Annotated in this window: 22 protein-coding genes and 1 tRNA gene; 11 read left to right on the top strand and 12 right to left on the bottom strand. The window is 70.4% G+C overall.

Annotated elements, in window-relative coordinates; translation table 11 throughout:
- Window positions 1-45 precede the first annotated feature (45 nt).
- The 3 genes from BM140_RS11460 to BM140_RS26260 all read left to right on the top strand — a co-directional run bounded on the left by BM140_RS11460 (window position 46) and on the right by BM140_RS26260 (window position 1,202).
- Window positions 46-120 (top strand) — tRNA-Val (locus BM140_RS11460).
- A gap of 110 nt (window positions 121-230) precedes the next feature.
- Entirely contained in the window at window positions 231-785 is a 555-nt protein-coding gene (locus BM140_RS11455; protein ID WP_091945811.1) for a tellurite resistance TerB family protein, read from the top strand.
- Between the two features lie 78 nt (window positions 786-863).
- Window positions 864-1,202, top strand: coding sequence for a hypothetical protein (locus tag BM140_RS26260; protein WP_244535394.1), 339 nt, complete (start codon window positions 864-866; stop codon window positions 1,200-1,202).
- 203 nt (window positions 1,203-1,405) lie between these two features.
- Here BM140_RS26260 and BM140_RS11445 read toward each other — a convergent pair whose 3' ends face one another.
- A complete protein-coding gene (locus BM140_RS11445; RefSeq protein ID WP_091945808.1) occupies window positions 1,406-2,938 on the bottom strand; it encodes an acyl-CoA carboxylase subunit beta in 1,533 nt (510 codons plus the stop codon).
- Window positions 2,939-3,287: 349 nt separating this feature from the next.
- Between BM140_RS11445 and BM140_RS11440 the strand changes: the two genes are divergently transcribed.
- Window positions 3,288-4,445, top strand: coding sequence for a 2OG-Fe(II) oxygenase (locus tag BM140_RS11440; protein ID WP_091945805.1), 1,158 nt, complete (start codon window positions 3,288-3,290; stop codon window positions 4,443-4,445).
- A 199-nt stretch (window positions 4,446-4,644) separates the two neighbouring features.
- On the opposite strand, the gene BM140_RS11435 is transcribed toward BM140_RS11440, so the two are convergent.
- The 7 genes from BM140_RS11435 to BM140_RS11405 form a co-directional block, all read right to left on the bottom strand.
- On the bottom strand, window positions 4,645-6,987 hold the full coding sequence (locus BM140_RS11435; RefSeq protein WP_091945802.1) for a PAS domain-containing protein: 2,343 nt from the start codon (window positions 6,985-6,987) through the stop codon (window positions 4,645-4,647).
- A 177-nt stretch (window positions 6,988-7,164) separates the two neighbouring features.
- The gene (locus tag BM140_RS11430) at window positions 7,165-7,977 is read right to left on the bottom strand and encodes an ATP12 family chaperone protein (protein ID WP_091945799.1); all 813 of its coding nucleotides are present in this window, start codon (window positions 7,975-7,977) and stop codon (window positions 7,165-7,167) included.
- A gap of 50 nt (window positions 7,978-8,027) precedes the next feature.
- On the bottom strand, window positions 8,028-8,729 hold the full coding sequence (locus tag BM140_RS11425; protein ID WP_091945796.1) for an HAD-IA family hydrolase: 702 nt from the start codon (window positions 8,727-8,729) through the stop codon (window positions 8,028-8,030).
- A gap of 16 nt (window positions 8,730-8,745) precedes the next feature.
- On the bottom strand, window positions 8,746-9,093 hold the full coding sequence (locus BM140_RS11420) for a hypothetical protein (protein WP_091945793.1): 348 nt from the start codon (window positions 9,091-9,093) through the stop codon (window positions 8,746-8,748).
- A 213-nt stretch (window positions 9,094-9,306) separates the two neighbouring features.
- Window positions 9,307-10,692 (bottom strand): RluA family pseudouridine synthase, encoded by a 1,386-nt coding sequence (locus tag BM140_RS11415; protein ID WP_091945791.1) that lies wholly within the window; start codon window positions 10,690-10,692, stop codon window positions 9,307-9,309.
- A gap of 158 nt (window positions 10,693-10,850) precedes the next feature.
- Window positions 10,851-12,095, bottom strand: coding sequence for an Hsp70 family protein (locus tag BM140_RS11410; RefSeq protein ID WP_091945788.1), 1,245 nt, complete (start codon window positions 12,093-12,095; stop codon window positions 10,851-10,853).
- A gap of 115 nt (window positions 12,096-12,210) precedes the next feature.
- Window positions 12,211-12,441, bottom strand: a complete 231-nt coding sequence (locus BM140_RS11405; protein WP_091945785.1) for a hypothetical protein — start codon at window positions 12,439-12,441, stop codon at window positions 12,211-12,213.
- A 287-nt stretch (window positions 12,442-12,728) separates the two neighbouring features.
- Between BM140_RS11405 and BM140_RS11400 the strand changes: the two genes are divergently transcribed.
- Window positions 12,729-12,983, top strand: coding sequence for a hypothetical protein (locus tag BM140_RS11400; RefSeq protein WP_091945782.1), 255 nt, complete (start codon window positions 12,729-12,731; stop codon window positions 12,981-12,983).
- A 6-nt stretch (window positions 12,984-12,989) separates the two neighbouring features.
- Here the strand turns inward: BM140_RS11400 and BM140_RS11395 are convergent, their stop codons facing one another.
- A complete protein-coding gene (locus BM140_RS11395; protein ID WP_091945778.1) occupies window positions 12,990-13,613 on the bottom strand; it encodes a DNA-3-methyladenine glycosylase family protein in 624 nt (207 codons plus the stop codon).
- A 296-nt stretch (window positions 13,614-13,909) separates the two neighbouring features.
- Between BM140_RS11395 and BM140_RS11390 the strand changes: the two genes are divergently transcribed.
- Entirely contained in the window at window positions 13,910-15,607 is a 1,698-nt protein-coding gene (locus BM140_RS11390; protein ID WP_091945775.1) for a methyl-accepting chemotaxis protein, read from the top strand.
- A 77-nt stretch (window positions 15,608-15,684) separates the two neighbouring features.
- Here BM140_RS11390 and BM140_RS11385 read toward each other — a convergent pair whose 3' ends face one another.
- Genes BM140_RS11385 through BM140_RS11375 form a run of 3 tightly spaced genes read right to left on the bottom strand, consistent with a single transcriptional unit; the run spans window position 15,685 to window position 18,133 of the window.
- Complete coding sequence (locus BM140_RS11385; RefSeq protein WP_131803797.1) at window positions 15,685-16,338, bottom strand: hypothetical protein; 654 nt, start codon at window positions 16,336-16,338, stop codon at window positions 15,685-15,687.
- Window positions 16,335-16,832 (bottom strand): CinA family protein, encoded by a 498-nt coding sequence (locus BM140_RS11380; RefSeq protein ID WP_091945770.1) that lies wholly within the window; start codon window positions 16,830-16,832, stop codon window positions 16,335-16,337. Before BM140_RS11380 ends, BM140_RS11385 begins: the two co-directional genes overlap by 4 nt.
- Complete coding sequence (locus tag BM140_RS11375) at window positions 16,829-18,133, bottom strand: bifunctional 2-C-methyl-D-erythritol 4-phosphate cytidylyltransferase/2-C-methyl-D-erythritol 2,4-cyclodiphosphate synthase (protein WP_091945767.1); 1,305 nt, start codon at window positions 18,131-18,133, stop codon at window positions 16,829-16,831. Before BM140_RS11375 ends, BM140_RS11380 begins: the two co-directional genes overlap by 4 nt.
- A 126-nt stretch (window positions 18,134-18,259) precedes the next feature.
- Between BM140_RS11375 and dusB the strand changes: the two genes are divergently transcribed.
- The 5 genes from dusB (at window position 18,260) to BM140_RS11350 (ending at window position 24,706) form a co-directional block, all read left to right on the top strand.
- Window positions 18,260-19,306 (top strand): tRNA dihydrouridine synthase DusB, encoded by a 1,047-nt coding sequence (gene dusB, locus BM140_RS11370; RefSeq protein WP_091945764.1) that lies wholly within the window; start codon window positions 18,260-18,262, stop codon window positions 19,304-19,306.
- An 8-nt stretch (window positions 19,307-19,314) separates the two neighbouring features.
- A complete protein-coding gene (locus tag BM140_RS11365) occupies window positions 19,315-20,451 on the top strand; it encodes a two-component system sensor histidine kinase NtrB (protein WP_091946145.1) in 1,137 nt (378 codons plus the stop codon).
- A 10-nt stretch (window positions 20,452-20,461) separates the two neighbouring features.
- Entirely contained in the window at window positions 20,462-21,925 is a 1,464-nt protein-coding gene (gene ntrC / locus BM140_RS11360; RefSeq protein ID WP_091945762.1) for a nitrogen regulation protein NR(I), read from the top strand.
- 155 nt (window positions 21,926-22,080) lie between these two features.
- Window positions 22,081-24,234 carry a methyl-accepting chemotaxis protein gene (locus BM140_RS11355; protein WP_091945758.1) on the top strand — a complete coding sequence of 718 codons (2,154 nt, stop codon included), beginning with the start codon at window positions 22,081-22,083 and terminating at the stop codon, window positions 24,232-24,234.
- A 205-nt stretch (window positions 24,235-24,439) separates the two neighbouring features.
- Window positions 24,440-24,706 (top strand): hypothetical protein, encoded by a 267-nt coding sequence (locus tag BM140_RS11350; RefSeq protein ID WP_091945755.1) that lies wholly within the window; start codon window positions 24,440-24,442, stop codon window positions 24,704-24,706.
- Window positions 24,707-25,011 lie beyond the last annotated feature (305 nt).

Raw genomic sequence — 25,011 nt, 5'->3', positions numbered from 1 at the left:
GTTTGCGGCGCCCTTGCCGCCTTTCCCGAGCGGCATGCGGGGCTCGGGTGCGTAGCTCAGCGGGAGAGCATTCGCTTCACACGCGAAGGGTCACAGGTTCGATCCCTGTCGCGCCCACCACGCCCTCTTCTTCTCCTCATCTTCGTTCGGGCGCAGCGGTTTGACCGTGCGCTCCCGGCTATGCTGGATTTGCGCCCGATTCGCCCGTCCCGGGCGCGCGGAGGTGCCGTTTGCCCGTCCTCATCATCGCGATCACCGTCCTGGCCGGCATCCTGTTCTGGATCCTGAGGGTCCATGGCACCGTGAAGCAGATCCAGGAGGTCGATCGGGACACCAAGGGTCTTCAGCGGCGGGCGAAATCGGCGATCCACGGACTGATCGGCACACCGCTCGAACGGGTGAACGACGTGCGGCTCGCCGCCGTGATCCTGATGATCCAGATCGTGCGCACCGGCAGCCCGGTCACGGCCTCGGAGAAGACCCGCATCCTGGAGTTGATGGAGAACCCGCTCCGGATCGACACGATCTCGGCGACCTTCGAGCGGGCGTGGCGCTACACGGAAGCGCGCCGACCGTTCTCGCTGGTGGCCGACCCGCTGGTGCCGCTGTTGCGGGAGCGGCTGACCGAGGACGAGCGGCGGCACTTCATCGAGATGCTGACCCAGGTCGCCTCGGCCCATTCGGCCCCCAGCGAGTTGCAGCGCGAGGCCCTGGTGCGCCTCAAGCGCCGTCTCACGGGTGCGGCCCCGGCCCTGGCGGCCCACCGGGCGGGCAATTTTGGCTGACCGATTGCCATTGACCCGGCTTCCGCCGCGCGCGGAAATGGTCGGCTCCCCACTTCCGGGGGCCGATCAGGATCGCCGATGCCGACCACCCGCGCCCGAACCCCGATGGTTTTCGCCACCGCTCGCCCGCGCCGAACCGGCGCGCTGGTTCTGGCCTGCACCCTGCTGGGCGGCCTGACGGGCGCCGCGGAGGCGCGGCTGTCGGTGACCGACAAGCTCAGCACCTATCGCCGCGCGTCGAGCGAGGACCGGATCGACCTCGCCAATCGGTTGGCCAAGTCGTTCTCGGCGCTGTCGCCGCGGCTCGACCGCGACTACTTCATCCGCTGCCTGGAAGAGACCGTGAATATCGGCGACCCGCGCGACCTCGAACTCGACGCGGCGGTACGGCTGTGCGTGGCGGCGGTGCCGGAGTAGCACGCCAAGACGCGCTCAGCGGTTCGGTTCGGCCTCGGCGAGCGCCAGCATCGCTGCCTCGATGTCGAGACGCCGCAGCTCTGCTTCGCGATCGTACTGAAAACCCATCGTCGTCACGGATGCTCCCGCTCGCGCAGGGGAGGGCGGCGCAACGCAGAAGCGCAGAGCCCGGCACTCGGCCGGGCTCCCGTCGAACAGCCCGCTTACAGCGGGATGTTGTCGTGCTTCTTCCAGGGCTGCTCCATTTCCTTGGTGCGCAGCATCCCGAGGGCGCGGGCGATGCGCTTGCGGGTGGAGTGGGGCATGATCACCTCGTCGATATAGCCGCGCTCGGCCGCGACGAAGGGCGAGAGGAAGCGGTCCTCGTACTCCTTGGTCCGCTCGGCGATCTTCTCCTGATCGCCGAGTTCGCTGCGGAAGATGATTTCGACCGCGCCCTTGGCGCCCATCACCGCGATCTGCGCCGTCGGCCATGCGTAGTTGATGTCGGCGCCGACATGCTTGGAGGCCATGACGTCGTAGGCGCCGCCGAAGGCCTTGCGGGTGATGATGGTGACGAGCGGCACCGTCGCCTGGGTGTAGGCGAACAAGAGCTTGGCGCCGTGCTTGATCAGGCCGCCATATTCCTGCGCGGTTCCCGGCAGGAAGCCCGGCACATCGACGAAGGTGACGATCGGGATCGAGAACGAGTCGCAGAAGCGCACGAAGCGAGCGGCCTTGCGGGAGGCGTCCGAATCGAGCACGCCCGCCAGAACCAGCGGCTGGTTGGCCACGAAGCCGACCGTGCGGCCCTCGATGCGGCCGAAGCCGGTGATGATGTTGCGCGCGTAAGCGGCCTGGATCTCGAAGAAATCGCCCTCGTCGACGACCCGGCGGATCAGCTCGCCCATGTCGTAGGGCTTGTTCGGGTTGTCCGGGATCAGGGTGTCGAGCGACTTGTCGAGGCGCTCGACGTCGTCGAAGCTCTCGATCTCCGGCACGCCCTCGATGTTGTTGGCGGGCAGGAAGTCGAGCAGGCGGCGGATCTGCAGGATCGCCTCGACGTCGTTCTCGAACGAGCCGTCGGCGATGGAGGATTTCGAGGTGTGGACCTTGGCGCCGCCGAGTTCCTCCGCGGTCACGACCTCGTTGGTGACGGTCTTCACCACGTCCGGGCCGGTGACGAACATGTAGCTCGTGTCGCGGACCATGAAGATGAAGTCGGTCATGGCCGGCGAGTAGACGTCGCCGCCCGCGCACGGGCCCATGATCACCGAGATCTGCGGGATGACGCCAGACGCCATCACGTTGCGGCGGAAGACCTCGCCGTAGCCGCCGAGCGCGGCCACGCCCTCCTGGATGCGGGCGCCGCCGGCGTCGAAGATGCCGATGATCGGGGCGCGCATCTTGAGCGCCATGTCCTGCACCTTGACCATCTTGGCCGCGTGCGCTTCCGAGAGCGAGCCGCCGAAGACCGTGAAGTCCTTCGAGAACAGGAAGACGGTGCGGCCGTTGACGGTGCCCCAGCCGGTGACGACGCCGTCACCGGAGATCTTCTGCTTCTCCATGCCGAAATCGGTGGAGCGGTGCTGCACGAACATGTCGAACTCTTCGAACGACCCGTGGTCGAGCAGGAGTTCGATGCGCTCGCGCGCGGTGAGCTTGCCGCGCTTGTGCTGGGCCTCGAGCCGCTTCTCACCGCCACCGAGGCGGGCCTGGGCGCGACGCTCCTCCAGCTTCTCGAGAATGTCCTTCATGGTCCTGAGGAGCCTCCCTGCGGGCAGTTTGTCTTTTGAATGCAAAGTAAGCCGATGAGCTTGACCTTGCCTCGCTGAATCGCCCTTAGCACGTGACCCTGTCGGCGGAAACGGGGCTTTGCGGGGGGATCGCCGCGGCGATCCCCGCGAATTCCTTGCCCGGCTTCGAACAGCGGCGACGACCTTCGCGGGGATCCGAGATCTCTCGGGCTTTCCGCTCCGCGACGGCGGTCCGGGAAGCGGCGGAGCCGCGGCTTGGCGAGCACCGGCGCGGCGTGCGATGTTTCCGGGGCATGCGCCCGAGGGTGGTGCGACGGTTTGCGAACGAGAGCCGCCCGAGAAAGCCCCCATGAGCGCGTCCGCCGAGCCCAAGATGTCCTACGTCGTGCTGTCGCCGGGCGATCCGGCGCCGTGGTTCGCGCAAGCCAGCACCGGCAACCCGCGCTACACGTTCGACACGGCCGCGGGCCGCTACGTGGTGCTGGGCTTCTACGGCTCGGCCGGCAGCGAGGCCGGGGCGGCGGCGCTCGCCGCCGTCGAGCGCAACCGCACCCTGTTCGACGACGAGCGCATCGCCTTCTTCGGCGTCAGCCTCGACCCCACCGACCGCAGCGAGGCGCGCATCCGCGACGAGTTGCCGGGCATCCGCCACTTCCTCGATTTCGACTGGCAGGTGTCGCGCCTCTACGGCGCCGTCCCGCGGGAGGCGCAGGCCGGCTCCGCGGTCGAGATCCGGCCGTTCTGGCTCGTGCTCGATCCGACGCTCCGGGTGATCGCCCGCATCCCCTTCACCCGCGACGGCAGCGACCGCGAGACCCTGTTTTCCGAACTCGCCCGCCTGCCGCCGCCCGACCGTTACGCCGGCTTCGAGGTGCCGCCGCCGATCCTCGTGCTGCCGAACGTGTTCGAGCCCGCGCTCTGCCGCGAGCTGATCGCCCTCTACGAGCGCCAGGGCGGCGAGGAATCGGGCTTCATGCGCGAGGTCGACGGCAGGACCACGCTGGTCCACGACCACGCGCACAAGCGCCGCCGCGACGTGACCGTGGAGGATCCGCAGTTGGTCGGCGCGATCCAGGCCCGCATCCGGCGGCGCGTGGCGCACGAGATCAAGAAAATTTTCCACTTCGACGCGACGCGGATGGAGCGCTACATCGTCTCCTGCTACGCGGCCGAGGATGGCGGCCATTTCCGGGCGCACCGCGACAACACCACCCGCGGCACGGCGCATCGACGCTTCGCCGTCTCGATCAACCTCAATGCCGAATTCGAGGGCGGCGAGGTCAGCTTTCCGGAATACGGCAAGCGCAGCTTCAAGGCCCCGCCGGGCGGCGCGGTGATCTTTCCCTGCGCGCTGCTCCATGCGGTCTCGCGGGTGACGTCGGGCCGCCGCTTCGCCTTCCTGCCCTTCCTCTACGACGAAGCGGCGGCGAAGCTGCGCGAGGCGAATTCGGGCTACCTCAGCGACGGCGGCGGATACCGGGCGGACACGCGCGCGCCGGCGGCCTGATTCTCTACATTTGTATGCCGCATCGTCTTTGCCGAAAGCCGGAAACCACCTTTCGGGACGAGGCTCTGGTTTTGTGTGCCGCATCGTCTTTTGCCGAAAGCCGGAAACCGCCTTTCGGGACGAGGCTCTGGTTTTGTGTGCCGCATCGTCTTTGCCGAAAGCCGGAAACCGCCTTTCGGGACGAGGCTCCGGCCGACACTCAGAGTTGGCCGACGGCCTCGACGAGGGTGCGGAACGGCAACGGCTTCTGCAGCCGCACGATGTCGGTCAGATCCTCGGGGATCACGTCGGGATCGTAACCGGTGAGGAAGACGAAGGGGATGCCGCGCGCCTTGAGCAGGCGCGCGATCTCGAAGCGCGGTCCGCCACCGTCCAGGTTGAGATCGACCACGGCGTGCGTCGGCAGGGCGTCCGCGAGGAGATCCTGCGTCGCCTCGGCACTCGGGCAGGGGCCGAGCACCGCGGCCCCCGCGCCACGCAGGGCCGCCGCCGCATCGCTGGCCATGTAGTAATCGTCCTCGACCACGAGGACGGTGCGGCCGGTGAGGTCGCGCGCGCCGGTCATGTCGAGGTCTCCTCCGAAGACGGTCGCAGGCTGGGGGGCATCGGTTTCCAGAACGCTTGCGCGGTCGCTCAAGGGAAGTTCCAGGGAGCACTGCGCGCCCTGTGGGCCGATGGCGAGGCTGCCTCGGCCGCCGAGTTCGTAGGGGATGCGCGCCTCGATCAGCTCGCTGCCAAAGCCCCGACGGGTCGCGGGTTCCCGCGGCGGAGCGCCCCGCTCGGTCCAGACGAGTTCCAGCCACGGCACGGCCCGCCGCTGGGTCACGGTCCAGCTCACCGTGAGGCGTCCCTCCGGCACCGACAGCGCCCCGTACTTGACCGCGTTCGTCGCCAGTTCGTGGAAGGCGAGGCTCAACACCTCGACGGCCTTGGGCGAGAGGTGGAGGTCGGCGCCGCGAAGATCGAGCTGCCCCGGATGGTGGGCCTGGGGGCCGACCTCGCTCTCGATGATGCCGCGCAGCGACCCGCCGGCATTGGCCCCCCGCGTCAGCAGGACCTGGACCCGGGTGAGCGCCAGGAGCCGTCCCTCCATCAGGACGCGGTACGCCTCGACGCTGCCGGCCCCCGGCGCGGCGCGGTTCGCCATGGAGCGGATGAGGCCCATGATGTTGCGCACCCGGTGCTGCAGCTCGGCCAGCAGCACGCCGCGGTGGACGGCGAGCTGCCGCCGCTCCGTGATGTCCTCGGTGATGCCGCCGATGCCGTCGTCGCCCAGGGGGAAGTCGGTGCTGCGAATCCAGCGGAAGCTTCCGTCGTCCGGTCGCTGGATGCGGAACTCGTGGGCCACCGTCTCGCCGCCGCAGGCCGCGTCCAGCCGTTCGAGGGCAGCGTCGCGATCCTCGGGAACGATCGTCGCGGCCCAGCGCCGCACGTCGCCGAGCAGGGCGTCCGGCTCGACTCCGTAGATCGCGGCGAGGGCCGGGCTGGCGTATTCGAGATCGCGGGTCTGCGCGTTCCGGATCCAGAGGGCGGACGCCGAGGCGGAAGCGAACTGCCGGAAGCGCGCCTCGCTCGCCGTCAGGGCCGCCTCGGCCCGGGCGCGTTCGAGGGCCGACCATGTCCGTTCGGCGACGTCTTCGATCAGGGCCACCTCGCTGGCGGTCCAACGGCGCGGCACCCTGTTCTGGACGTAGAAGGTGGCGACCCACACGCCGCCCTTCACCAGTTGCGCCGCGACGCTGGACGTCACGTGGCCGGCGGCTTCGAACCCCGCCTCGCTGCCCCGGCTGCGCAGGTCGGCGAACGCATTCTCGACGACGACGGTCTCGCCGCGCCGATGCTGCTGGACCATGGCGGTGCCGAAGCTCTCGAGGGGCCAGACGCCCCGAAGGCTCTCCATGACGCCGTCGGTCCAGTCCCGCTCGACCACGAAATCCACGTAGGGCGCCGGCACCTCGCCGTAACCGCACCGGCCGACGCCGAGATGGCGCCCGACCCGCTCGCTCACCGTCGCCATGATCTCGGCCGGCACCGCGAGGGTGCGCACGGCGTCGCTCAGCCCGAGGAGGAAGGCCTGCCGCTCCTCGCTCTCGCGCAGGGCCCGCTCCGCCACGACCCGCGCGGTGGTCTCCCGCAGGGTCCAGAGAACGCCGGCCACGGCGTCGGTCTCATCGCGCAGGGGGGCGTAGTCCACGTCGAACCACGCCTCCTCGACACGGCCGTGTCGCAGCACCGGGTAGGGCTGCCCCAGTCGTCGGGCCGACCCGCCGGCCATGCCGGCCGCGAGGTCGTCCGCGAAGACCTCACGGGAACGGGCGAAGGTTTCGTAGGCCGAGCGCCCGAGGGCGTCGGCGTCCTGCTCCCGGAGCAATTCGGCAAATCCATCGTTGTAGAGATGGATCGCGTCCGGCCCCCACACGAGGCACATCGTGCCGGGCGAGGCGAGCATCAGATCGACGACGGTGCGAAGGCTCTGCGGCCATCGCGCGATCGGTCCGAGCGGGGTGGCGTCCCAGGCGAAGGCGCGGATGCGCGCGGCCATCCCGTCGTCGCCGACCGGCCATGGCGTGCATGTCGGGATCATGGGCGGACAGAGACAGGCTCGACGGGTCCGGTCAACCGCCTGCGCGGGGCGTCGCTGAATTTAACATACGATCTGATGGATTTTTGAAAATCGAAGGGCGCGAAGCCGACCGCCCGACGCCGAACGGCTTCGCGTTCACCTCGCTGCCGCCGCCTTGGCCGCCACCTTGGCCGCCGCCTCGAACTCCGTCCGGCGATGGGCCAGCCGCGCCTCGGCCTCCGCATCCGGCCCCCAGACATCCGCCTGATAGGTCTCGTCCACATGGGCCGCCGCCCAGGCGTCCTCGGGCGAGAGGCGCCCGTGGAGGACGGCGAGACCGATCACCAGCGAGCCGGTGAGCGTCGTCAGCGTGTGGAGCGCGGCGAGACGAAACGGGTCGTCCACGGCTCGAACCGCCGCACGCAGGGCCGCGACCGAACCTTCGGGCTGCTCGACATGCATCACCCCCTCGGCCAGGAACAGGCGCGCCCCCAGGGTCTCGCCGGCCCAGGCGACCAGCGGGTCCCAGGCGGCGGATTGTTCGGCGACGAGCCGCTCGGGCGAGCCGGCGCGGTAGGCGATGAGGTCGGTGGCGGCGAAGGCCGCGAGATCGGCGGCGACCTCGGGCATGCGCTCCGCGACGCCGTCGATCGCCGTGTTGACCAGGCGGGTCAGCGGCATCGTGCGCGGGTCGATGGACTCGCCTTGCGCGCCCCACTCGGCGGCGAGCGCCTCACCGAGGGTGAGCGAGGGCACGGCGAGCGGTCGGCGACCGGGGGTGTTGGCGCCGCGCCCGTCGAGGACGAGGCGGTAGCCGGGCTCCGTCCGCTGAAGGCCGGCTTCCTTGTAGAAGCGCTTCGGCAGGGTCGGCGTGGTGCTGGCGCGGGCGGCGCGCAGGGGATCGGGGCGCGGGGTGTCGCCGGGCTCGCCGAGCCAATCACGGGTCACGTCGTCGTCGGTGCTGCTCATGCGCCGCAGATAGGGGTTTTGCGGCCCGTACGCGAGCCTCGCGCGAGCCTTCAGCGAATTCCGAGACGCTCCGTCACCGGGGCCGTTTCCGATTCGTCGAGGGGGCCGGAAAACAGGTCGCCGAGCGCTTCCGCCGTCTCGACCACGGTGACCGCCCCCGCGCCGAACAGGGCGCCCGGCGCGTGGTAGCCCCAGGCGACGCCGACGGCCGCCGCGCCCGCGTCGCGCGCCATCAGCATGTCGAAGGTGGTGTCGCCGATCATCACGGTCATGCTGGACTCGGCGCCGGCCTCGGCCATGGCTTGGCGCAGCATGGTCGGATCGGGCTTGGAGGGGGCGTCGTCGGCGGTCTGGATCGTGGCAAACCAGCCGTCCCAGCCATGGGCGTCGACGAGATGGTCGACGCCGCGGCGCGACTTGCCGGTGGCGATGCCGAGTTGCACGTCCGGGCGGGTGCGCAGGCGCGCGATCAGCTCGGCCATGCCGGGAAACAGCGGCTCCTCGTAGTTCGGATCGATCCGCAGGGCCTGGAAGGCCCGGCGATAGCTCATGGACAGCGCCTCGATCGGCCCCGCCTCGCCGACGAGGCGGCGGAACGCGTCGGGCAGCGACAGGCCGACAACCGACAGGGCCTCCTTGCGCGGCGGCGGCACCAGCCCGTGCTCCGTGAAGGCGCGCCGCTGCGCCTCGACGATGAGGTGCTGACTGTCGACGAGGGTGCCGTCGACGTCGAAGACGACGAGCTTCACCACGGCGGGGCGCTTCCCCTCACGGCCGGCGCGCCGGCGCGGTGGGGCCGGGGCGCCGCTCGTAGCCGAGGCGGCAGCGGATGAGGAACCGGCGGCGCGGGCCGCCATAGAGGTTGCGCCGATGCGATTCGCGATTGCAGGCGGCGTAGGACATCCGGCGGCGGCGCTCACCCGACCGGGCCGCGGGCGGCGCGCCCGGAGCGGGGGCCGTGGCGGCACCGGAGGCGGGCGGCGTCCGCTCAGGGGCCGCCCTCTGCTCGGCAGGACTCCGCTCGGCAGGACTCCGTTCGGGCGCCGCGAGAGCCGGCACGGCGGCGCCCGCGAGCGCGACGGCGAGCGCGAGGGACATCAGCGTGGGCAGCCTCATGCGTTCCTGACCTCGATGAGCCGCGGCCGGCGGCACGGACGGGCGGGGGAGGGCGCGCCTTCCCTCGAACCCCGTTCGAGGGAATACAATCATCTCGCCGCGCACCCGTCCACGCGGCATCGGCGACGTTTCGCACCGTCTGTCCCGGGCAACGCGTCGCGCGCCGCCCAGACTTGGGGCGGCGCTCCGGCTTTCCAAGGCTGGCGACGGGGCTCAGGCCTCCGGCGCTTCCACGATCGGGTCGTAGCGGGCGGCGTCGAAACCCAAAAGATTCCAGCTTTGCGCCATGTGCGGCGGCAGCGGCGCGCTGACATCGACGGGCTGGCCGGTGCGCGGATGCGGGATCACGATCCGGCGGGCCAGCAGGTGCAGCCGATTCTGGATGCCGCCGGGCAGCTCCCAGTTCTCGACCTCGAAATATTTCGGATCGCCGACGATCGGGTGACCGATATGGGCGGCGTGCGCGCGCAGCTGGTGGGTGCGGCCGGTCACGGGCTTGAGCGAGAGCCAAGCCAGCTTCTGCGCCGCCTGATCGACGGTGGCGTAATAGGTCAGTGCGTGGCTCGCGCCCTCGTCGCCGTGCTTGGCCACCCGCATGCGGGCGTCGGCGTCGGTCGGCTCGTCCTTGGCGAGGTAGGTCGAGACCCGGCCCTGGCGCGTGCGCGGCACGCCGGCCACCAGCGCCCAGTAGATCTTCCGCGCCGCCCGCGAGCGGAAGCTCTTGGCCAGCGTCGCGGCGGCCAGGCGCGTCTTGGCGACGATGAGGCAGCCCGCCGTGTCCTTGTCGAGGCGGTGGACGAGGCGCGGGCGCTGCCCGTCCGGCCCGGTCAGCGCCTCCAACAGGCCGTCGACGTGGCGCACAGTGCCGGAACCGCCCTGCACCGCGAGGCCGAACGGCTTGTTGAGGATCATCATCTCCGCGTCCTCGTAGAGGATCAGCGAGCGGAGGAACTCGGCGTCGTTCGCGGCCTTCGTCGGGCTGCGCGGACGCTCGGCCTGTGCATCGAGCTTCAGAGGCGGCACCCGCACCGCCGAGCCCGGCTCCAGCCGGTCGGCGGCCTTGGCGCGCTTGCCGTCCACGCGAAGCTCGCCCTTGCGCACGAGACTCTGGACGCGGGTGAAGGGAAGCTGGGGAAACCGCACGCTGAGGAAGCGGTCGATCCGCATCCCGGCCTCGTCGGGGGTGACGGTCAGCGTCTGCACGCCGCTCGCCAGCGTCGCCGAGGCGGCGGCGCGCTGCTCGCGCCGGGTCGGACCGGCGGGGGGCGCCTCCCGTTCGGGGGAGGGCGCCCTGGCGACGGCGGCCTTGGCGGGCGATGCCTTCGGTGCCGGGCGGCGCGGCGGGGGGGCCTCGGCCTGAGCCGGTGCCGGCTTGCGGGTGCGAGGCGGACGGGGAGCCGGAGCCGCGTCGTCCTCGCCCCAGGGCGCGCGCTCCCCCGCATCCTCGCCCCGGTTGCGAGCCGCGCGCTTGGCGGCCTCGAGGGCGGAGGTGCGCGGGCCGGTGCCCGGCCGCGCGGCGAAGCCGGGCTTGCCAGGGGGGCGCTTGCCGCCCGGAGAGCCTTTGCCGCCGGAGCCGCGATGTGGAGGACGTCCCTTCATGACCCGCTGCTATCATCCTGGGATGACGGCGCAAAGCGGGGCGCACGCGGACGGCGGGTGTCTCGGGCGCCGATGGCCGGATCGGCGCCCGGTTCGCGCTCGCCTTCTCCTCGAGAGGACGCGCGTCGCGCCCGAATCACTTGTCGTCCGAAACAGGATCAGGCGAGGCGGGCCGCCTCCAGGGTGAGCCCGAGCCCGACCGAGCCGAAGGTGTCGCCGTCCACCACCCGGGCGTCCGGCACGGTCGCGGTCAGCGCGGCCCGGACATGCGGCAGGCCGGTCGAGCCGCCGGTGAGGAACAGGGCGTCGATGCGGCCGGCGGACAGCCCCGCCTGATCGAGGCAGCGGCCGATGCGCTCGGCCATGCGGCGGGCGAGGTCGTCGGTGTGGGAGGCCAGCCGCGGGCGATCGACACTTGCTTCGAGGGCCGGCTCGACCCAGCCGAGATCGACCGTGCCGTGGCCCTGGTCGGAGGTCGCGATCTTGGCGCCCTCCACCGCCATGGCGAGGGAATGCCCGCGCTCGGCCTCGACCACCCGGCGCAGCCGCGTGACGAGCTCGGGCCGGGCGGCGTCGCGCACCACCTCGTCGATCTCCCGCAGCGTCTTCGGATTGTAGAGCCGGTTGATGCTCGACCACGTGGCGAGGTCGTGGAAATAGGCGTTCGGCACGGCCAGATCGCCCCGCTTCATCGGGCTGCCGAGGCCGAGCAGCGGCATCACCGCGCCGAGGCTGAGGGTGCGGTCGAAATCGGTGCCGCCGATGCGCACGCCGTCATTGGCCAGGATGTCCTCGGCCCGCTCGTCCCGGCGGTGCCGCTCGGGCGAGAGGCGGACGATGGAAAAGTCCGAGGTGCCGCCGCCGATATCGGCGATCAGCGCGATCTCCTCGCTTCCCACCGTACGCTCGTAATCGAGGGCGGCGGCGATGGGCTCGTACTGGAAGCGCACATGACGGAAGCCGATGCTCTCGGCGATCTGGCGCAGCGTGTCCTCGGCCTTGCGGTCGGCGGCCGGGTCGTCGTCGACGAAGTGGACCGGGCGGCCATGCACCACCGCGTCGAGGCTCACGCCCGTCTCGGCCTCGGCGCGCGCCTTCACCGCGGTGAGGTAGCGGGCGATGACGTCGCGGAAGCGGATGCGCTCGCGTCCGACCGGGGTCGATTCCTCGACGAGCGAGGAGCCGAGCACGGATTTGAGCGCCCGCATCAGCCGGCCCGGCGTGCCCTCGACGTAGGATTCGATGGCGGCGCGGCCGATCTGCGCCTCGCGGCCGGGGGCGAAGAAGATCGCACTCGGCAGGGTGCGGTGCGTGCCCTCCAGCGGCACCAGGGACGGGGCGCCGTCGATGCCGATTCCGAGGGTGGTGTTGGACGTGCCGAAATCGAGGCCGCAGGCCGCCATGGGATCGGGATCGCTTCTCGTCTGCCGGGAGGGCGGCCCCGTTAAGGCGCCGCGGCGCGAAGCGCAATCCAAAAAGCAGGCCGGCGGCGGTTCCCCGCTGCCGGCCGGATCGTCTCTAACCCGGCACCTTCCTGGCGGGCGGGGCCTTCAGCGGGGCGGCGGTCGCGAGTTCGGCCGGGCGTTCCGCCTCCTGCGTCACCCCGGAGAGGGCGATGGCGTGGAGGGCCAGCACGGGCACGAACACGAGCGCCATCATCAGCGCCACGACGAGACCCGCCGGGCGGCTGCGCTTGGGGCGGGCCGCACGGGTGCGGGCACGCCGGGTGGTTACGGTGGAGTCAGTCATGGCTCACCTCCGGTCGGACCAGCCGCCAAAGGCCGGTCGCGGGGCGAGCCAGATCGGGACGATCAGGCGCGGATCACACGAAGGCCAGAGGCGGCGTGGTCGATCGACTACTGTCGTCGGGCATGGGGTTCGGTCGTTCCTATGGAGCCGGGCAACGGGCACACGGCGCATCGCACGGACAACGCGCCGATGCCCGACTCGTTCGCGCGCGTCAAGCGCATGCGGAACACAAACGGCATTCCGATTGTGCAACGCGAACGGACCCGCCACGGCGGCATTGTGGGACCATGGCTTCCTCTCCCATCGCCTGGACCCAAGCCCGCTCGGCGGGCGTGCCGATGCAACGCTTCACCGGCCATGTCGGCGCGGTCGAGGTCGGTCTCGTCGAATATGACGGCTCGAACCGGCTATGGACGTGGTGGAGTCCGCTCGCCGAAGCCGCCTGGGGCCACGCGCAGGACGCCGAGGGCGCGCAACGCGGCTTCGAGGCGTGGCTGCGCGAGTGGCTGGAGAACTTCCGGCCGTTCTTCGAGCCCGCCTGAGGCCGGTCAGGCCGCCGCGACGGCAGGTGCCGCGGCGTCGCGGCTGCGCCAGAGATAGCGGGCGAGGATCGAGCGGTAGGGCGCGAACCGGGCGGCCACCGCCTCGGTGTCGTCGCGTCCCGTGAGCCTGCGCAGCACGCCGACCGCCGCCACGTCGCCCGCGGGCCAGATATCCGGATCGAGGAAGTGGAAGATGCCGACCATGTCGGCGGTCCAGGGCCCGACGCCGCGGATGCCGCACAGGATCGCGGAACGCTCCGCGTGCGGCATCAGGCCGAGATCGGCCCCGAGCAGGCCCCGCGCCTCGGCCTCGCGGACGGCGTGGAGCGCCCGCACCTTGTTGGCCGAGACGCCGCAGCCGCGCAGAACCGCCTCGAAGCCCGGCACGAACAGGTCGCGCAGCTTCATTCCTCGCGACTGCGCGGCGGCCTCGATCCGCGACCCGATCGCGAAGGCGGCCTTGGTCGAGAGTTGCTGGTTGACGATCTCGACGAACAGCCGCTCGGCTACACTCGCATGGAGCGGCGGCGCGACGGCGATGGGGCCGATCGCGGCAATCGCGGCGTGCAAGGCCGGGCTCGTCGCCTCCGCTTCGCTCAGGAGACGGTGATAGATCTCGGGATCGAGCATGCAGCCTCCTGGCTCACGCGATTCGAATATGTTTGTTCATTACCGTACAAATCGCCGATCTCGACCCGCATCTTGATCGAAAATCGGCACCCAGCACCGCTGCCTAGTCGCAACATTTGTTATGGGTATTGTGAAGCGCGAGCGCAGCGCTACCGAAATAACATAAATGATCTAGCCATTTACCCAGCGCCCCCAAAAACCATCATTTCCTGTTAACTTCGGCAGATCAACAATCCGTGATCCGCTTCGGTTCAGGGCGCCGTGCGGATCACGGCATCGTCCCCTGGCCATCGACCATGAGCTGGTTCCTCAACCTCCGCCTGCTGGGAAAACTGGCGGTTCCGGCGGCCCTCGCCGCCCTCGTCGCCATCGGCATCGTCGCGATGGCACGCGGCAAGATCGAAACGCTCGCGGGCGTCGCGCAGGAGGTGGTGGACGTGCGCGCCGCCCGCGCCATCGACGCGCTGCAGGTGGCGGCGGCGGTGGACGAGGCGATCATCGCCGAGAAGAACATCATCCTCGAGACCGAGGATGCCGTGATGAAGGTGCAGCTGGAGCATTACGAGGCCTCCAAGGGAAAGGCCGAGGGCGCCATGGATCACCTCGTCAGGCTCGCCGACACGCCGCAGCGACGCACGATGCTGGAAGGCATCCGCCGGGACCTCGACGCGGTGTTCGTGGCCGCCGGGCGCTCGGTGGCGCTCGGGCTGAAGAACGAGGCCGAGGCGGCCTCCAAGATTTCCTACGACCAAGTCCGCCCGGCCCGCCTGCGGCTGATGCAGGCCATCGACGGACGGATCACGGCGAACCTGCACGATCTCGGCCAGGCCCGCGACGCGGCGACGGCGCTCGCGGCCTCTGCCTCGCTGTCGATGACGGTGATCGCGGCGCTCGGGCTCGCCCTCGCCTTCGGCCTGCTCGGGCTGATCGTGGTGGCGGGCGTCACCCGGCCCATGGGCCGGCTGGTGGCGGTGCTGCAGCGGATGGCTCGCGGCGAGACCGAGGCCGACATCGCCGAGGCGCGCCGCGGCGACGAGATCGGAGCGGTCGGCCGCGCGGTCGAGGGCATCAAGGCGATGGTGGCGCAGAAGGCCGCCGAGCAGGCCGAAATCAAGCGCATCGCCGACGAGGCCGCCGCCCGCGAGCGCCGCCGCACGATGATCGAACTCGCCGACGGCTTCGAGCGGACCATCGGCCGCGTCGTCGGGATGGTTTCGGCCTCGGCCACCGAATTGCAGGCCACGGCCGCGTCGATGACGGCGACCGCCACGCAGACCGCTGCCCAGTCCACCGCCGTCGCGGCGGCGGCGGAGGAGGCCGCCTCCAACGTCGGCACGGTGGCGGCGGCGGCGGAAGAACTCGGCGCCTCGGTCCACGAGATCGGCCGGCAGGTCGGGAGTTCGGCGGACATCGCCGGGATCGCCGTCGGCGAGGCCGACCGGAGCGCGGTGCTCGTGAACGAGTTGAGCCAAGCCGCCACCCGGATCGGCGATGTCGTCAGCCTGATCTCCTCGATCGCGGCGCAGACCAATCTCCTGGCGCTCAACGCGACCATCGAGGCGGCGCGGGCTGGCGAGGCGGGCCGCGGCTTCGCGGTGGTGGCCTCCGAGGTGAAGGAACTCGCCAGCCAGACCGCGCGGGCCACCGACGAGATCGCAGGCCAGATCGGCCGGATCCAGGGGGCGACCGGTCAGGCGGTCTCGGCCATCGGCGGCATCACCGGCCGCATCCGCGAGATCGACGCGGTGACGACCACGATCGCGGCCGCGGTCGAGGAGCAGGGCGCGGCCACGCAGGAGATCGTGCGCAACGTGAGCCAAGCGGCGACCGGCGCGGGCGAGGTGACGGCCAACATCGCGGGCGTCGCCCAAGCCTCGGAGGAGACCGGCGCGGCGGCTGCCCAGGTACTCGCCTCCGCCTCCGAATTGTCGCGCCAATCCGAGCACCTCAACGCCGAGGTGAACCGGTTTTTGGCCGGGGTGCGGGCGGCCTGAGGGCTGAGGGCGGCTCGTGCCGGGCTTCGCTTCGCGATGACGGGATGGGTCGGCGAGCGAGGATTATGCAACGCCGACTATTCGGGCGCCTGACAGGTCGCTGGCAGGCCGCCATAAGAAAAACCGGTTGAGATCGTTTGCCGATATGACGTGCGGACGAGCTTCTCTGATGAAGTCGTTCGGATCATCACGTCCGATAGGTGGATGTGATAGGTCGTCCTGTCGAAAAACTGGTAGCTGAAACCGGTCTCCTCCATGCTGGGAGGTCGGAAGACAGGCTCGTTCCGGCTTCTCACGAAGATCGGCGATCCATCGACGAGCGAATGCATCTCGCCGAAGCGACCGGTCTGGAGGATGAGAGCGGCGGCGCCCCCTGCCGGATCGCGCACCCAGGACACGAGGATCGGATTGTCGGGATCGTTGCCTTTCAGCCGGATCAGCACGGCTGGCCCCGCAACGCCGCGTTTTTTCGCAATGAGCGTCGCCTGCTCCTGTATGAACCGAGCGGCGGCACGCTGTTTCACTGGAAGATTGTCGATCGCGATCGGCTCCTGATCGTCGAGACGCAGGCAGCGGATCGGCGTGTCGGCCAAGGCCGCAACCGGCATGCTTGAGCTGACGGCCAGCAACACAGCGAGGACGGCACGCTTGACGAGCCGGTTCGACCCGTCTTCGGTCTCGCAACCTTCCGGCGAACCGGGCGGCCGTCGATGGGGGAGGCTCCACATCAAGCCGCGATCACACTTTCCAAGAGCGCCAGAGCCTGCTCCACCGACAGCCGCCGGATTTCCCCCCGATCCAGGGCGCCGAAGCGGCGCTCGACAGGACGCGTCGGGGCGCCGTCCATGGCTAAGGCGAAGTGGACGAGACCGACCGGCTTGTCCGGGCTGCCGCCGCCAGGGCCAGCCACGCCCGTCACAGAAACCGCAACGTTCGCCAGCGACCGGTCGAGCGCCCCCTCCGCCATGGCGCGGGCCACCGGCTCGCTCACCGCGCCATGGGCGGCGATGAGGGCGGCCGGCACGCCGACGAGATCGGTCTTGGCCTCGTTCGAGTAGGTGACGAAACCGCGATCCACCACCGCCGAGGAGCCGGGCACGGCGGTCAGAAGCCCGGCGACGAGGCCGCCGGTGCAGGATTCGGCGGTCGCGATTTTCTTGTTCGACGCCGCGTAGGCCCGCACCAGCGCCTCGGCGCGGGCGAGCAGGGCGGCGTCTTCGATCACGCCCGGCGCTCGGCGGTCTCGGTGCCGGTGTCCACCTCGACCTCGGGCAGGCGCACGGTGGCGGCGGCCTGCGCGGCGAGCCCCTCGGCGCGGCCGACGAAGCCGAGCTTTTCCGTGGTCGTCGCCTTGATCGAGACGGCGGTGAGCGGCACGCCCGCGATCTCGGCGATGCGCGCCCGGATCGCCTCGCGATGCGCGCCGATGCGCGGGGCCTCCGCCAGCACGGTGATGTCGAGATGGTCGATCTTGCCGCCCTGCGCCCGCACGAGGGAGCAGGCATGGGCGAGGAACTGGTCGGAGGAGGCGCCGCGCCACTTCTCGTCGGAGGGCGGGAAGTGGGTGCCGATATCGCCGTCGGCGATGGCGCCGAGCAGCGCGTCGGTCAGCGCGTGGAGCGCCACGTCGCCGTCGGAATGGGCGAGCACGCCCCGGTCGGCGGGGATCTTGATGCCGCCGAGCCAGACATGGTCGCCCTCGGTGAAGGCGTGGACGTCGAAGCCGGTGCCGAGGCGAGTCACGTAAGTGGTCATGGGGGCCTCAGATATCGCGGGCGGGCTGTCAGCGAAAGTCTGACCGGAGAAAGCTCGATCCGCCTCGATCAGGTCCGCGGCCTGGGTGATCTTGCGGTTCCGGGCGTCGCCCTCGAACACCACGACCCCGAGCCCGGCCCATTCGGCGAGCGCGCCGTCATCGGTGAAACCGTCGCGATTCTCTGCGACCGCACGGCGATGGGCATCGAGGAGCGGGCCGAAGCGGAAGCTCTGCGGGGTCTGCACGGCGCGGAGATTCTCGCGGGCCGGCGTCTCGTGGACGCGGCCGATGCCGGGCGCGATTTCTTCCACGAGCTTGATGGTATCGGAAACGGTGATCCCCGGCACCGCCGCGCCGTGCTCCGCGCCTGCCGCGACCGCACGGGCGATCAGCCCCTCGTCGACGAAGGGGCGGGCGGCATCGTGCACCAGCACGAGATCGGGCGCGCCCGCGCGGACCAGCCCTTCGAGGCCGGCGGCGACCGATTGCTGGCGCGTCGCCCCACCGGGCACCGGCTCGACGAGTTTTTCGCGATGCGCGGGTTCGAGATCGGCCACGCACTCGAAGAAGAAGTCGGCGGCATCCGGAGCGATCACCGGCTGGATGCGGGCGATGCGGGGCGATTGCGCCAGAGCCGCGAGCGTGCGGGTGAGGACGGCACGCCCGCCGACGCGGCGATACTGCTTGGGCAAGTCGCCGCCGACGCGCAGCCCCTTGCCCGCCGCCACCACGACAGCGGCCACTTCAAGCTGCGCGGCGCTGTCGGACATGATCGAGCCTCGATGGATTTCGGTTGGGGAAAGCCGGGGATGCAGGGCTCTTATGCGTCGGAATGTCCGAAGGCAAACGCAGGCGGCGCTTGCGTCCGGCCCGGCTTTGGCTACTTATTGAGCAGAATGAGCCCTGACCATTATTTGAGCGCCCTGCGCTCCGAGGAAGGCCGGCGCGCGGGTCCGCCGCCGGCGCTGCTCGCGCCGCTGTCGGGCGTCACCGACCTCCACATGCGCCGCATCGCGCAAGCCTTCGGGGCCAGCGCCGTCGTCTCCGAGATGGTGGCGGCGGCCGAACTCGCCCGCGGCGATGCCGAATCGCAGGTGCGGGCGGAAGGGCAGGGCGTCAGCCCCCATGTGGTGCAGCTCGCCGGCTGTGCCGAGGCACCGATGGCGGAGGCCGCCCGCATCGCGGTCGCCAACGGCGCCGACGCCATCGACATCAATATGGGCTGCCCGGCCAAGACCGTGACCGGCGGCGCGGCGGGCTCGGCGCTGATGCGCGACCTCGACCACGCCGCGCGGCTGCTGGCCGCCGTGCGGGACGCGGTGGCCGTACCGGTCACGGTGAAGATGCGCCTCGGCTGGGACCATGCGAGCCTGAACGCGCCGGAGCTGGCACGCCGCGCCGAGGCCCTGGGCCTGAACGGCATCACCGTCCACGGCCGCACCCGGCAGCAATTCTATAAGGGGAATGCCGATTGGTCGGCGATCCGCGCGGTGGTCGAGGCGACCCGCCTGCCGGTGATCGCCAACGGCGACGTGACCGGTCTGGAAGAGGCCCGCGCCTGCCTCACGGCTTCGGGGGCAGCCGGCGTCATGGTCGGGCGCGCGGCGGTCGGCCGCCCCTGGCTCGTCGGCGCGATCGCCGCGGGACTGGCCGGGCGCACGGTCGCTCCGCTCTCCGCCGGGGCGCGGGCGGCGGCCGCCACCGAGCATTACGAGGGGCTGATCGCCCTCTACGGGCCGGCGATGGGCGTGCGCCACGCCCGCAAGCATCTGGCAGCCTATGCCGACGCCGCCGGCCCCGGCGCGCTCAACCCGGCGGATCGGCGCCGTCTCGTCACCACGAGCGAGCCCGCCGAGGCCCTGACCTTGCTTCAAAAGGCCTTTCTCGACCCGGCCGGCCTCGAAGAGGCATCCGCCGGCACGACGATCGACGAGGCCGCATGAGCCACACCATGAGCTTTTCCGGCGACGAGCCCGATCCCGCCTCCCTGCCGGCGGCGGAGGCGGTGCTCAACGCCCTGCCGCTGCCGGTGCTCACCATCGGCCCGGACGAGCGCATCCTGCGGGTCAACCACGCCGCCGAACTGTTCTTCGACGCCTCCGCCAAGGTGATGCAGCGGGGGCGCCTGCGCGACATCATCCCCTTCGCCTCGCCGATCATCGCGCTCGTGGCGGAGGTGCGCCGCCGCCGCTCCTCGGTCGCCGAGTACCGCGTCGAGCTGATCCAGCCGCGCTCCGGGGCCGAGCGCAGCGTCGATGTCTTCGCCACGCCTCTGCGGGACGAGGACGACTCGGTGGTGCTGATGCTGCAGGAGCGCACCATCGCCGACAAGATGAACCGCCAGTTCACCCATCGCGGCGCCGCCCGCTCGATGATCGCGCTCGGCGCGATGCTGGCCCACGAGATCAAGAACCCGCTCGCCGGCATCCGCGGCGCGGCGCAGCTGCTGGAACTGGACCGCGAGGACGAGGATCGGGTGCTGACCCGCCTGATCTGCGACGAGTCGGACCGCATCGTGCGCATCGTCGAGCGGATGGAGCTGTTCGGCGAGGAGCGCCCGGTGGAGCGCGGGCCGGTCAACGTCCACGGCGTGCTCGATCAGGTGAAGCGCTCGGCGCAGAGCGGCTTTGCCCGTCACATCCGCTTCATCGAGAACTACGATCCCTCGTTGCCGCCGGTGCTCGGCAACCGCGATCAGCTCATCCAGGTGATCCTCAACCTCGTGAAGAACGCCGCGGAAGCCATCGGCACCGACACGGTGGAGGGCGAGATCACCCTGTCGACCGCCTTCCGCACCGGCCTTCGCCTGCAGGTTCCGGGCTCGCGCGAGCGCGTCAGCCTGCCGATCGAGGTGGCGGTGCGCGACAACGGGCCGGGCATCCCCCCCGACATGCTCTCCGACCTGTTCGACCCCTTCGTCACCACCAAAGCCCAAGGGTCCGGCCTCGGACTTGCATTGGTGGCCAAGATCGTCGGCGACCACGGGGGGATCGTCGAGTGCGATCCCGTTCCCCGCCGCACTGCCTTCCGGATCCTTCTGCCTATGTCGAGCGCCCGTGACGGGCGCGAATCGGCCGCGGAGCGCTGAGTCGAGAGTCATGCCCAACGGCCACATCATCGTCGCGGACGACGACGCAGCGATCCGCACCGTGCTCAACCAAGCCCTGTCGCGGGCGGGCTACGAGGTGCGCACCACCTCGAACTGCGCCACGCTCTGGCGCTGGGTGGCGCAAGGGGAGGGCGATCTCGTCATCACCGACGTGGTGATGCCCGACGAGAACGTGTTCGACCTGCTGCCCCGCATCAAGCGGGTGCGGCCCGAACTGCCGATCATCGTCATGAGCGCGCAGAACACTTTCATGACGGCAATCCGCGCTTCCGAGCGGGGCGCCTACGAGTATCTGCCCAAGCCCTTCGACCTGAAGGAACTGACGGCCATCGTCGGTCGCGCACTCTCCCGTCCGCGCGGGACGCCCGCGCCCGGGGCAGGGCCGGAGAACGAGGACATCCCGCTGGTCGGCCGCTCGCCGGCCATGCAGGAGATCTACCGCGCGCTTGCGCGCCTGATGCCGACCGACCTCACCGTGATGATCACGGGCGAGTCCGGCACCGGCAAGGAACTGGTCGCCCGCGCGCTCCACGATTACGGCCGCCGCCGCACCGGGCCGTTCGTGCCCGTCAACATGGCGGCGATCCCGCGCGACCTCATCGAATCCGAACTATTCGGCCACGAGAAGGGCGCCTTCACCGGCGCGCTGTCGCGCTCCGCCGGCCGGTTCGAGCAGGCCGAGGGCGGCACGCTGTTCCTCGACGAGATCGGCGACATGCCGATGGAGGCGCAGACCCGGCTGCTGCGCGTGCTCCAGCAGGGCGAGTACACCACCGTCGGCGGGCGCGTGCCGATCAAGACCAATGTCCGCATCATCGCGGCCACCAACAAGGATCTGCGGGTCTCGATCCAGCAGGGGATCTTTCGCGAAGATCTCTTCTTCCGCCTCAACGTGGTGCCGCTGCGCCTGCCGGCCCTGCGCGAGCGCGCCGAGGACGTGCCCGACCTGATCCGCCACTTCTTCGTCCTGGTCGAGCGCGAGGGCCTGACCCGCAAGACGCTCGACGGCGACGCCATGGAACGGCTGAAGCGCTACCGTTGGCCCGGCAACGTGCGTGAACTCGAGAACCTCGTGCGCCGGCTGGCCGCCCTCTATCCGCAGGAGACCATCACCGGCCCGGTCATCGAGGCCGAGCTCGACACCCTGCCGCTGGCCCAGCCCGCCGCCGCCAACGGCGCGCCGCGCAAGAACGGCGCGTCCGACAACGAGACGCTGTCGGGCGCCGTCGAGCGGCATCTCGCCGATTATTTCTCCGGCTACCGCGACACGCTGCCCCCGCCCGGCCTGTATCATCGCATCCTGCGGGAGATCGAAGGCCCGCTGATCGGCGCGGCGCTCGCCGCCACCCGCGGCAACCAGATCCGGGCGGCGGAATTATTGGGCGTGAACCGCAACACCCTGCGCAAGAAAGTTCGCGACCTCGATCTGCAGGTGTTCCGCACCTCACGCTGACAACGGTCTAAGCCGAAAGATCGAAGCGGCTGGCTCCAATTGCAGCACACCTCATCTGACATAGCCCGCATGTGCGGACACGTGAGCGGAGTTTAGTTCTTATTAAAATTTCCGAATGTATCAAACGTAAGGACCATTTCACCCCCGGGCTTTCCATGCTTTCCCTGTCGAAACTCAGCGCACGCCTGCCCGCAGCCATGATCGGGCTGGCGCTCCTCAGCGCGACGGCGATGGGCGGTTTCAGCTGGTCTTCCGCCAAGGACGGCCTGTTCGATGCGGCGCGCGAACGCCTGCAGCTCGCCGCGTCCCTGCGCAAGGACAGCGTCGAGCTGACGGCCGACCGCCTGATGACGGATTTCGAGGTCGCGGCCGCCAATCCGCAGATCGCCTCGAACTTCGTCGATCTCGTCGAAAACCTCGATCCGGCCAAGCCCGAGACCGACAAGCTGCTCCAGGCGATCCGCGATCTGCCGAACGCCGAGGCGCGCCTCGCCTTCGACGGCGGCGCCACGGGCACCATGTACGGGCGGCGCCACGTCAAGGTTCAGGAAGCCGCCCGCAAGATCGTGTCCCATGACGGCTACGCCGATCTTCTGTTCGTCGATGGCCAGGGCCGCATCGTCTACACGACCCGCAAGGAAGGGGACTTCGCCCAGTCGCTGGCCGAGCCGCCGTTCAAGGAGACCGGCCTCGCTCGCCTGATCGAGCGCCTGAAGGCGAACGAGGCGGGTGACGCGCTGTTCGAGGACTTCGCCGCCTATCCGGCGGGGGAGGGGCCGTCGGCCTTCATCGGCCGCCCGGTGACTCGCCGCGCCAACGTCGCCATGGGGACGGCCCAGGCCTCCGAACGCGTCGGTTTCATCGTCATGCGCGTCACGCCGGCCCTGTTCGACCGCTCGCTGATGAAGCGCGACGGCCTCGGCCAGACCGGACAGGTCGTCGCCGCCGGCCGCGACGGGCTCCTGCGCAGCACGCCGCTGATCGGCGGGATCAAGGCCGGGGCACCGCTTTCCGCGCTCGGCATCGACAAGGCACAGATCGAGCAGGGAAAGAGCTTCGACTTCACCGGTCCGGACGGACGCACCATGGCGGCGGTCGCCTCGGTTTCGGTGCTGGGCACGCCGTGGAACGTCATCGCCGAGCAGACCGAGGCGGAGGCCGTCGCCGCTGTCCGCTCGCTGTCGGTGACCCTCGCCGTGATCGGCCTGATCGTCCTCCTCGGCACCGCGCTGATCGGGCTGTGGCTCGCCCGCTCGATCGTGCGGCCCCTGGGCGCCCTGACCCGGGCCCTCAACCGGCTCGCCGCGCGCCAGACCGTCGACGAAGTGCCCGGCAGCCGCCGCGCCGACGAGATCGGCGACATCGCCCGGGCCGTCGCGACGATCCGCGACATGTCGCTGGAGGATGCCGCGCAGCAGCTCCAGACCACCGAGGCGCAGCGCCTGCGTGAGGAGCAGGCCCGCCGCGCCATGCTGCGCGACCTCGCCGGCCGGTTCGAATCGACCGTCGGCGGCATCGTCGAGCGCCTGTCTGGTGCCGTCGGCGAGCTTCAGGCCTCGTCCGGCATCATGCGCGGCACCGTCGAGGACACCTCGCGCCGCTCGACCAGCGCGGCGGGCGCCGCCCACCAGACCGCGGGCAACGTCAACGCCGTCGCCTCGGCGGCGGAGGAACTCGGCGCCACCGTCGAGGAGATCGGCCGTCAGGTCGAGCAGGCCGCCGGCCTCTCGGCGCGGGCGGTTCAGGGCGCGGCAAGCACCGAGCAGACCATGACGGCGCTCTCCACCGCCGCATCCCGCATCGGCGACATCGTCGATCTGGTCTCGAGCATCGCGGGCCAGACCAACCTCCTGGCCCTGAACGCCACGATCGAGGCGGCCCGCGCCGGGGAAGCGGGACGGGGCTTCGCGGTGGTCGCGGCGGAAGTGAAGGAACTCGCCAGCCAGACCGCGCGGGCCACCGACGAGATCGCCCAGCAGGTCGGCGCGATCCAGGCCGCGACGCAGGGGACTTCCCAGGCGATCCGGATGATCACCGGGGAGATCGAGGCGATCAACCGCGTCACCAACAGCATCGCCGCAGCCGTGGAAGAGCAGGGCGCCACGACCCAGGAGATCGTCCGCAGCATGGTTCAGGCCTCGACCGGCACCAGCGAGATGACCGCCGACATCGTGGCGGTGGCGCGCGCCGCCGACGAGGCCGGCAACGCCGCCTCCAGCGTCGCCGGGGCCTCCGACCAGCTCGCCCTGCAGTCGCAGCAACTGCGCAGCGAGGTCGAGAGCTTCCTGGCCAACGTCCGCGCCGCCTGACGCCGCACAACCGCCCCCGGAGACGCATCTGCGCCTCCGGGTCTTCCGTTCCCGCCCCCCCGAGAAGACCAGCCCTGAAATGTTCCGCATTGCGGCGTGCGGAGAAACACGTCATGCCGGGATAGCCGCACCCATATCAAGCTCACGCAAGACGAAACGACGCCGGAAAAGCCGGCCTCACCCTGCGAGGAGCTGACAAATCATCATGAAGACTCGTATTGCCGCCGCTTTCACCGCCCTCGCTCTCGGCGTTGCGGCTCCGGCCTCGTCCGCGCTCGCCGTCTACGATGCGCCCACCGGCCGGTTCGTATCGAGCGTGCCCTATGACGTGCCGACGACGGGCTCGATCACGGCTTCCGACGGCCGCCTCTACGATCGCTGCCCGATGAGTTCGGCCGCGGAAGGCAATGCCAATCAGCAGAACTTCCCGACCAAGCAGTACGGCCAGATCGCCGGCGGCAACCGCTGCTAAGACCCGGGAGAGGCCGAGGCCAGATCGTTGCGCCGCCTCGCAGGTGCGCGCAAATCCATGATCGCACCCTCTTCGAACGTCCCGACCGACCGATCGGGGCGTTCGCATTTGCGGGGCTCGGTGAGCCGACGGGATCGAGAACGAGTTCACCCCACCCGGCTCGCCGAAAGCGTCAGGAATGACCGACGCCGGCCCGTGGCGGCGTTTCTCGCACTTTTCTGGATTTTTCGATTGACGTGGGGGTTGGGGGCTCGTAGAAGCACCTCACCGACGGGGCGCCGCGGCCCACCCACTGGGTGGCACGG

The organism is Methylorubrum salsuginis, from assembly GCF_900114375.1.
GTDB classification, from domain to species: domain Bacteria; phylum Pseudomonadota; class Alphaproteobacteria; order Rhizobiales; family Beijerinckiaceae; genus Methylobacterium; species Methylobacterium salsuginis.
This window is presented reverse-complemented; position numbering and strand designations above follow the sequence as displayed.

What these genes read in the sequence shown, in the direction of transcription:
- BM140_RS26260 (WP_244535394.1), top strand. Translation starts at nt 864, where the DNA reads ATGCCGACCACCCGCGCCCGAACCCCGATGGTTTTCGCCACCGCTCGC.
- BM140_RS11445 (WP_091945808.1), bottom strand. Translation starts at nt 2,938, where the DNA reads ATGAAGGACATTCTCGAGAAGCTGGAGGAGCGTCGCGCCCAGGCCCGC.
- BM140_RS11440 (WP_091945805.1), top strand. Translation starts at nt 3,288, where the DNA reads ATGAGCGCGTCCGCCGAGCCCAAGATGTCCTACGTCGTGCTGTCGCCG.
- BM140_RS11435 (WP_091945802.1), bottom strand. Translation starts at nt 6,987, where the DNA reads ATGGCCGCGCGCATCCGCGCCTTCGCCTGGGACGCCACCCCGCTCGGA.
- BM140_RS11430 (WP_091945799.1), bottom strand. Translation starts at nt 7,977, where the DNA reads ATGAGCAGCACCGACGACGACGTGACCCGTGATTGGCTCGGCGAGCCC.
- BM140_RS11420 (WP_091945793.1), bottom strand. Translation starts at nt 9,093, where the DNA reads ATGAGGCTGCCCACGCTGATGTCCCTCGCGCTCGCCGTCGCGCTCGCG.
- BM140_RS11415 (WP_091945791.1), bottom strand. Translation starts at nt 10,692, where the DNA reads ATGAAGGGACGTCCTCCACATCGCGGCTCCGGCGGCAAAGGCTCTCCG.
- BM140_RS11410 (WP_091945788.1), bottom strand. Translation starts at nt 12,095, where the DNA reads ATGGCGGCCTGCGGCCTCGATTTCGGCACGTCCAACACCACCCTCGGA.
- BM140_RS11405 (WP_091945785.1), bottom strand. Translation starts at nt 12,441, where the DNA reads ATGACTGACTCCACCGTAACCACCCGGCGTGCCCGCACCCGTGCGGCC.
- BM140_RS11400 (WP_091945782.1), top strand. Translation starts at nt 12,729, where the DNA reads ATGGCTTCCTCTCCCATCGCCTGGACCCAAGCCCGCTCGGCGGGCGTG.
- BM140_RS11395 (WP_091945778.1), bottom strand. Translation starts at nt 13,613, where the DNA reads ATGCTCGATCCCGAGATCTATCACCGTCTCCTGAGCGAAGCGGAGGCG.
- BM140_RS11390 (WP_091945775.1), top strand. Translation starts at nt 13,910, where the DNA reads ATGAGCTGGTTCCTCAACCTCCGCCTGCTGGGAAAACTGGCGGTTCCG.
- BM140_RS11375 (WP_091945767.1), bottom strand. Translation starts at nt 18,133, where the DNA reads ATGTCCGACAGCGCCGCGCAGCTTGAAGTGGCCGCTGTCGTGGTGGCG.
- dusB (WP_091945764.1), top strand. Translation starts at nt 18,260, where the DNA reads ATGAGCCCTGACCATTATTTGAGCGCCCTGCGCTCCGAGGAAGGCCGG.
- BM140_RS11365 (WP_091946145.1), top strand. Translation starts at nt 19,315, where the DNA reads ATGAGCTTTTCCGGCGACGAGCCCGATCCCGCCTCCCTGCCGGCGGCG.
- ntrC (WP_091945762.1), top strand. Translation starts at nt 20,462, where the DNA reads ATGCCCAACGGCCACATCATCGTCGCGGACGACGACGCAGCGATCCGC.
- BM140_RS11355 (WP_091945758.1), top strand. Translation starts at nt 22,081, where the DNA reads ATGCTTTCCCTGTCGAAACTCAGCGCACGCCTGCCCGCAGCCATGATC.
- BM140_RS11350 (WP_091945755.1), top strand. Translation starts at nt 24,440, where the DNA reads ATGAAGACTCGTATTGCCGCCGCTTTCACCGCCCTCGCTCTCGGCGTT.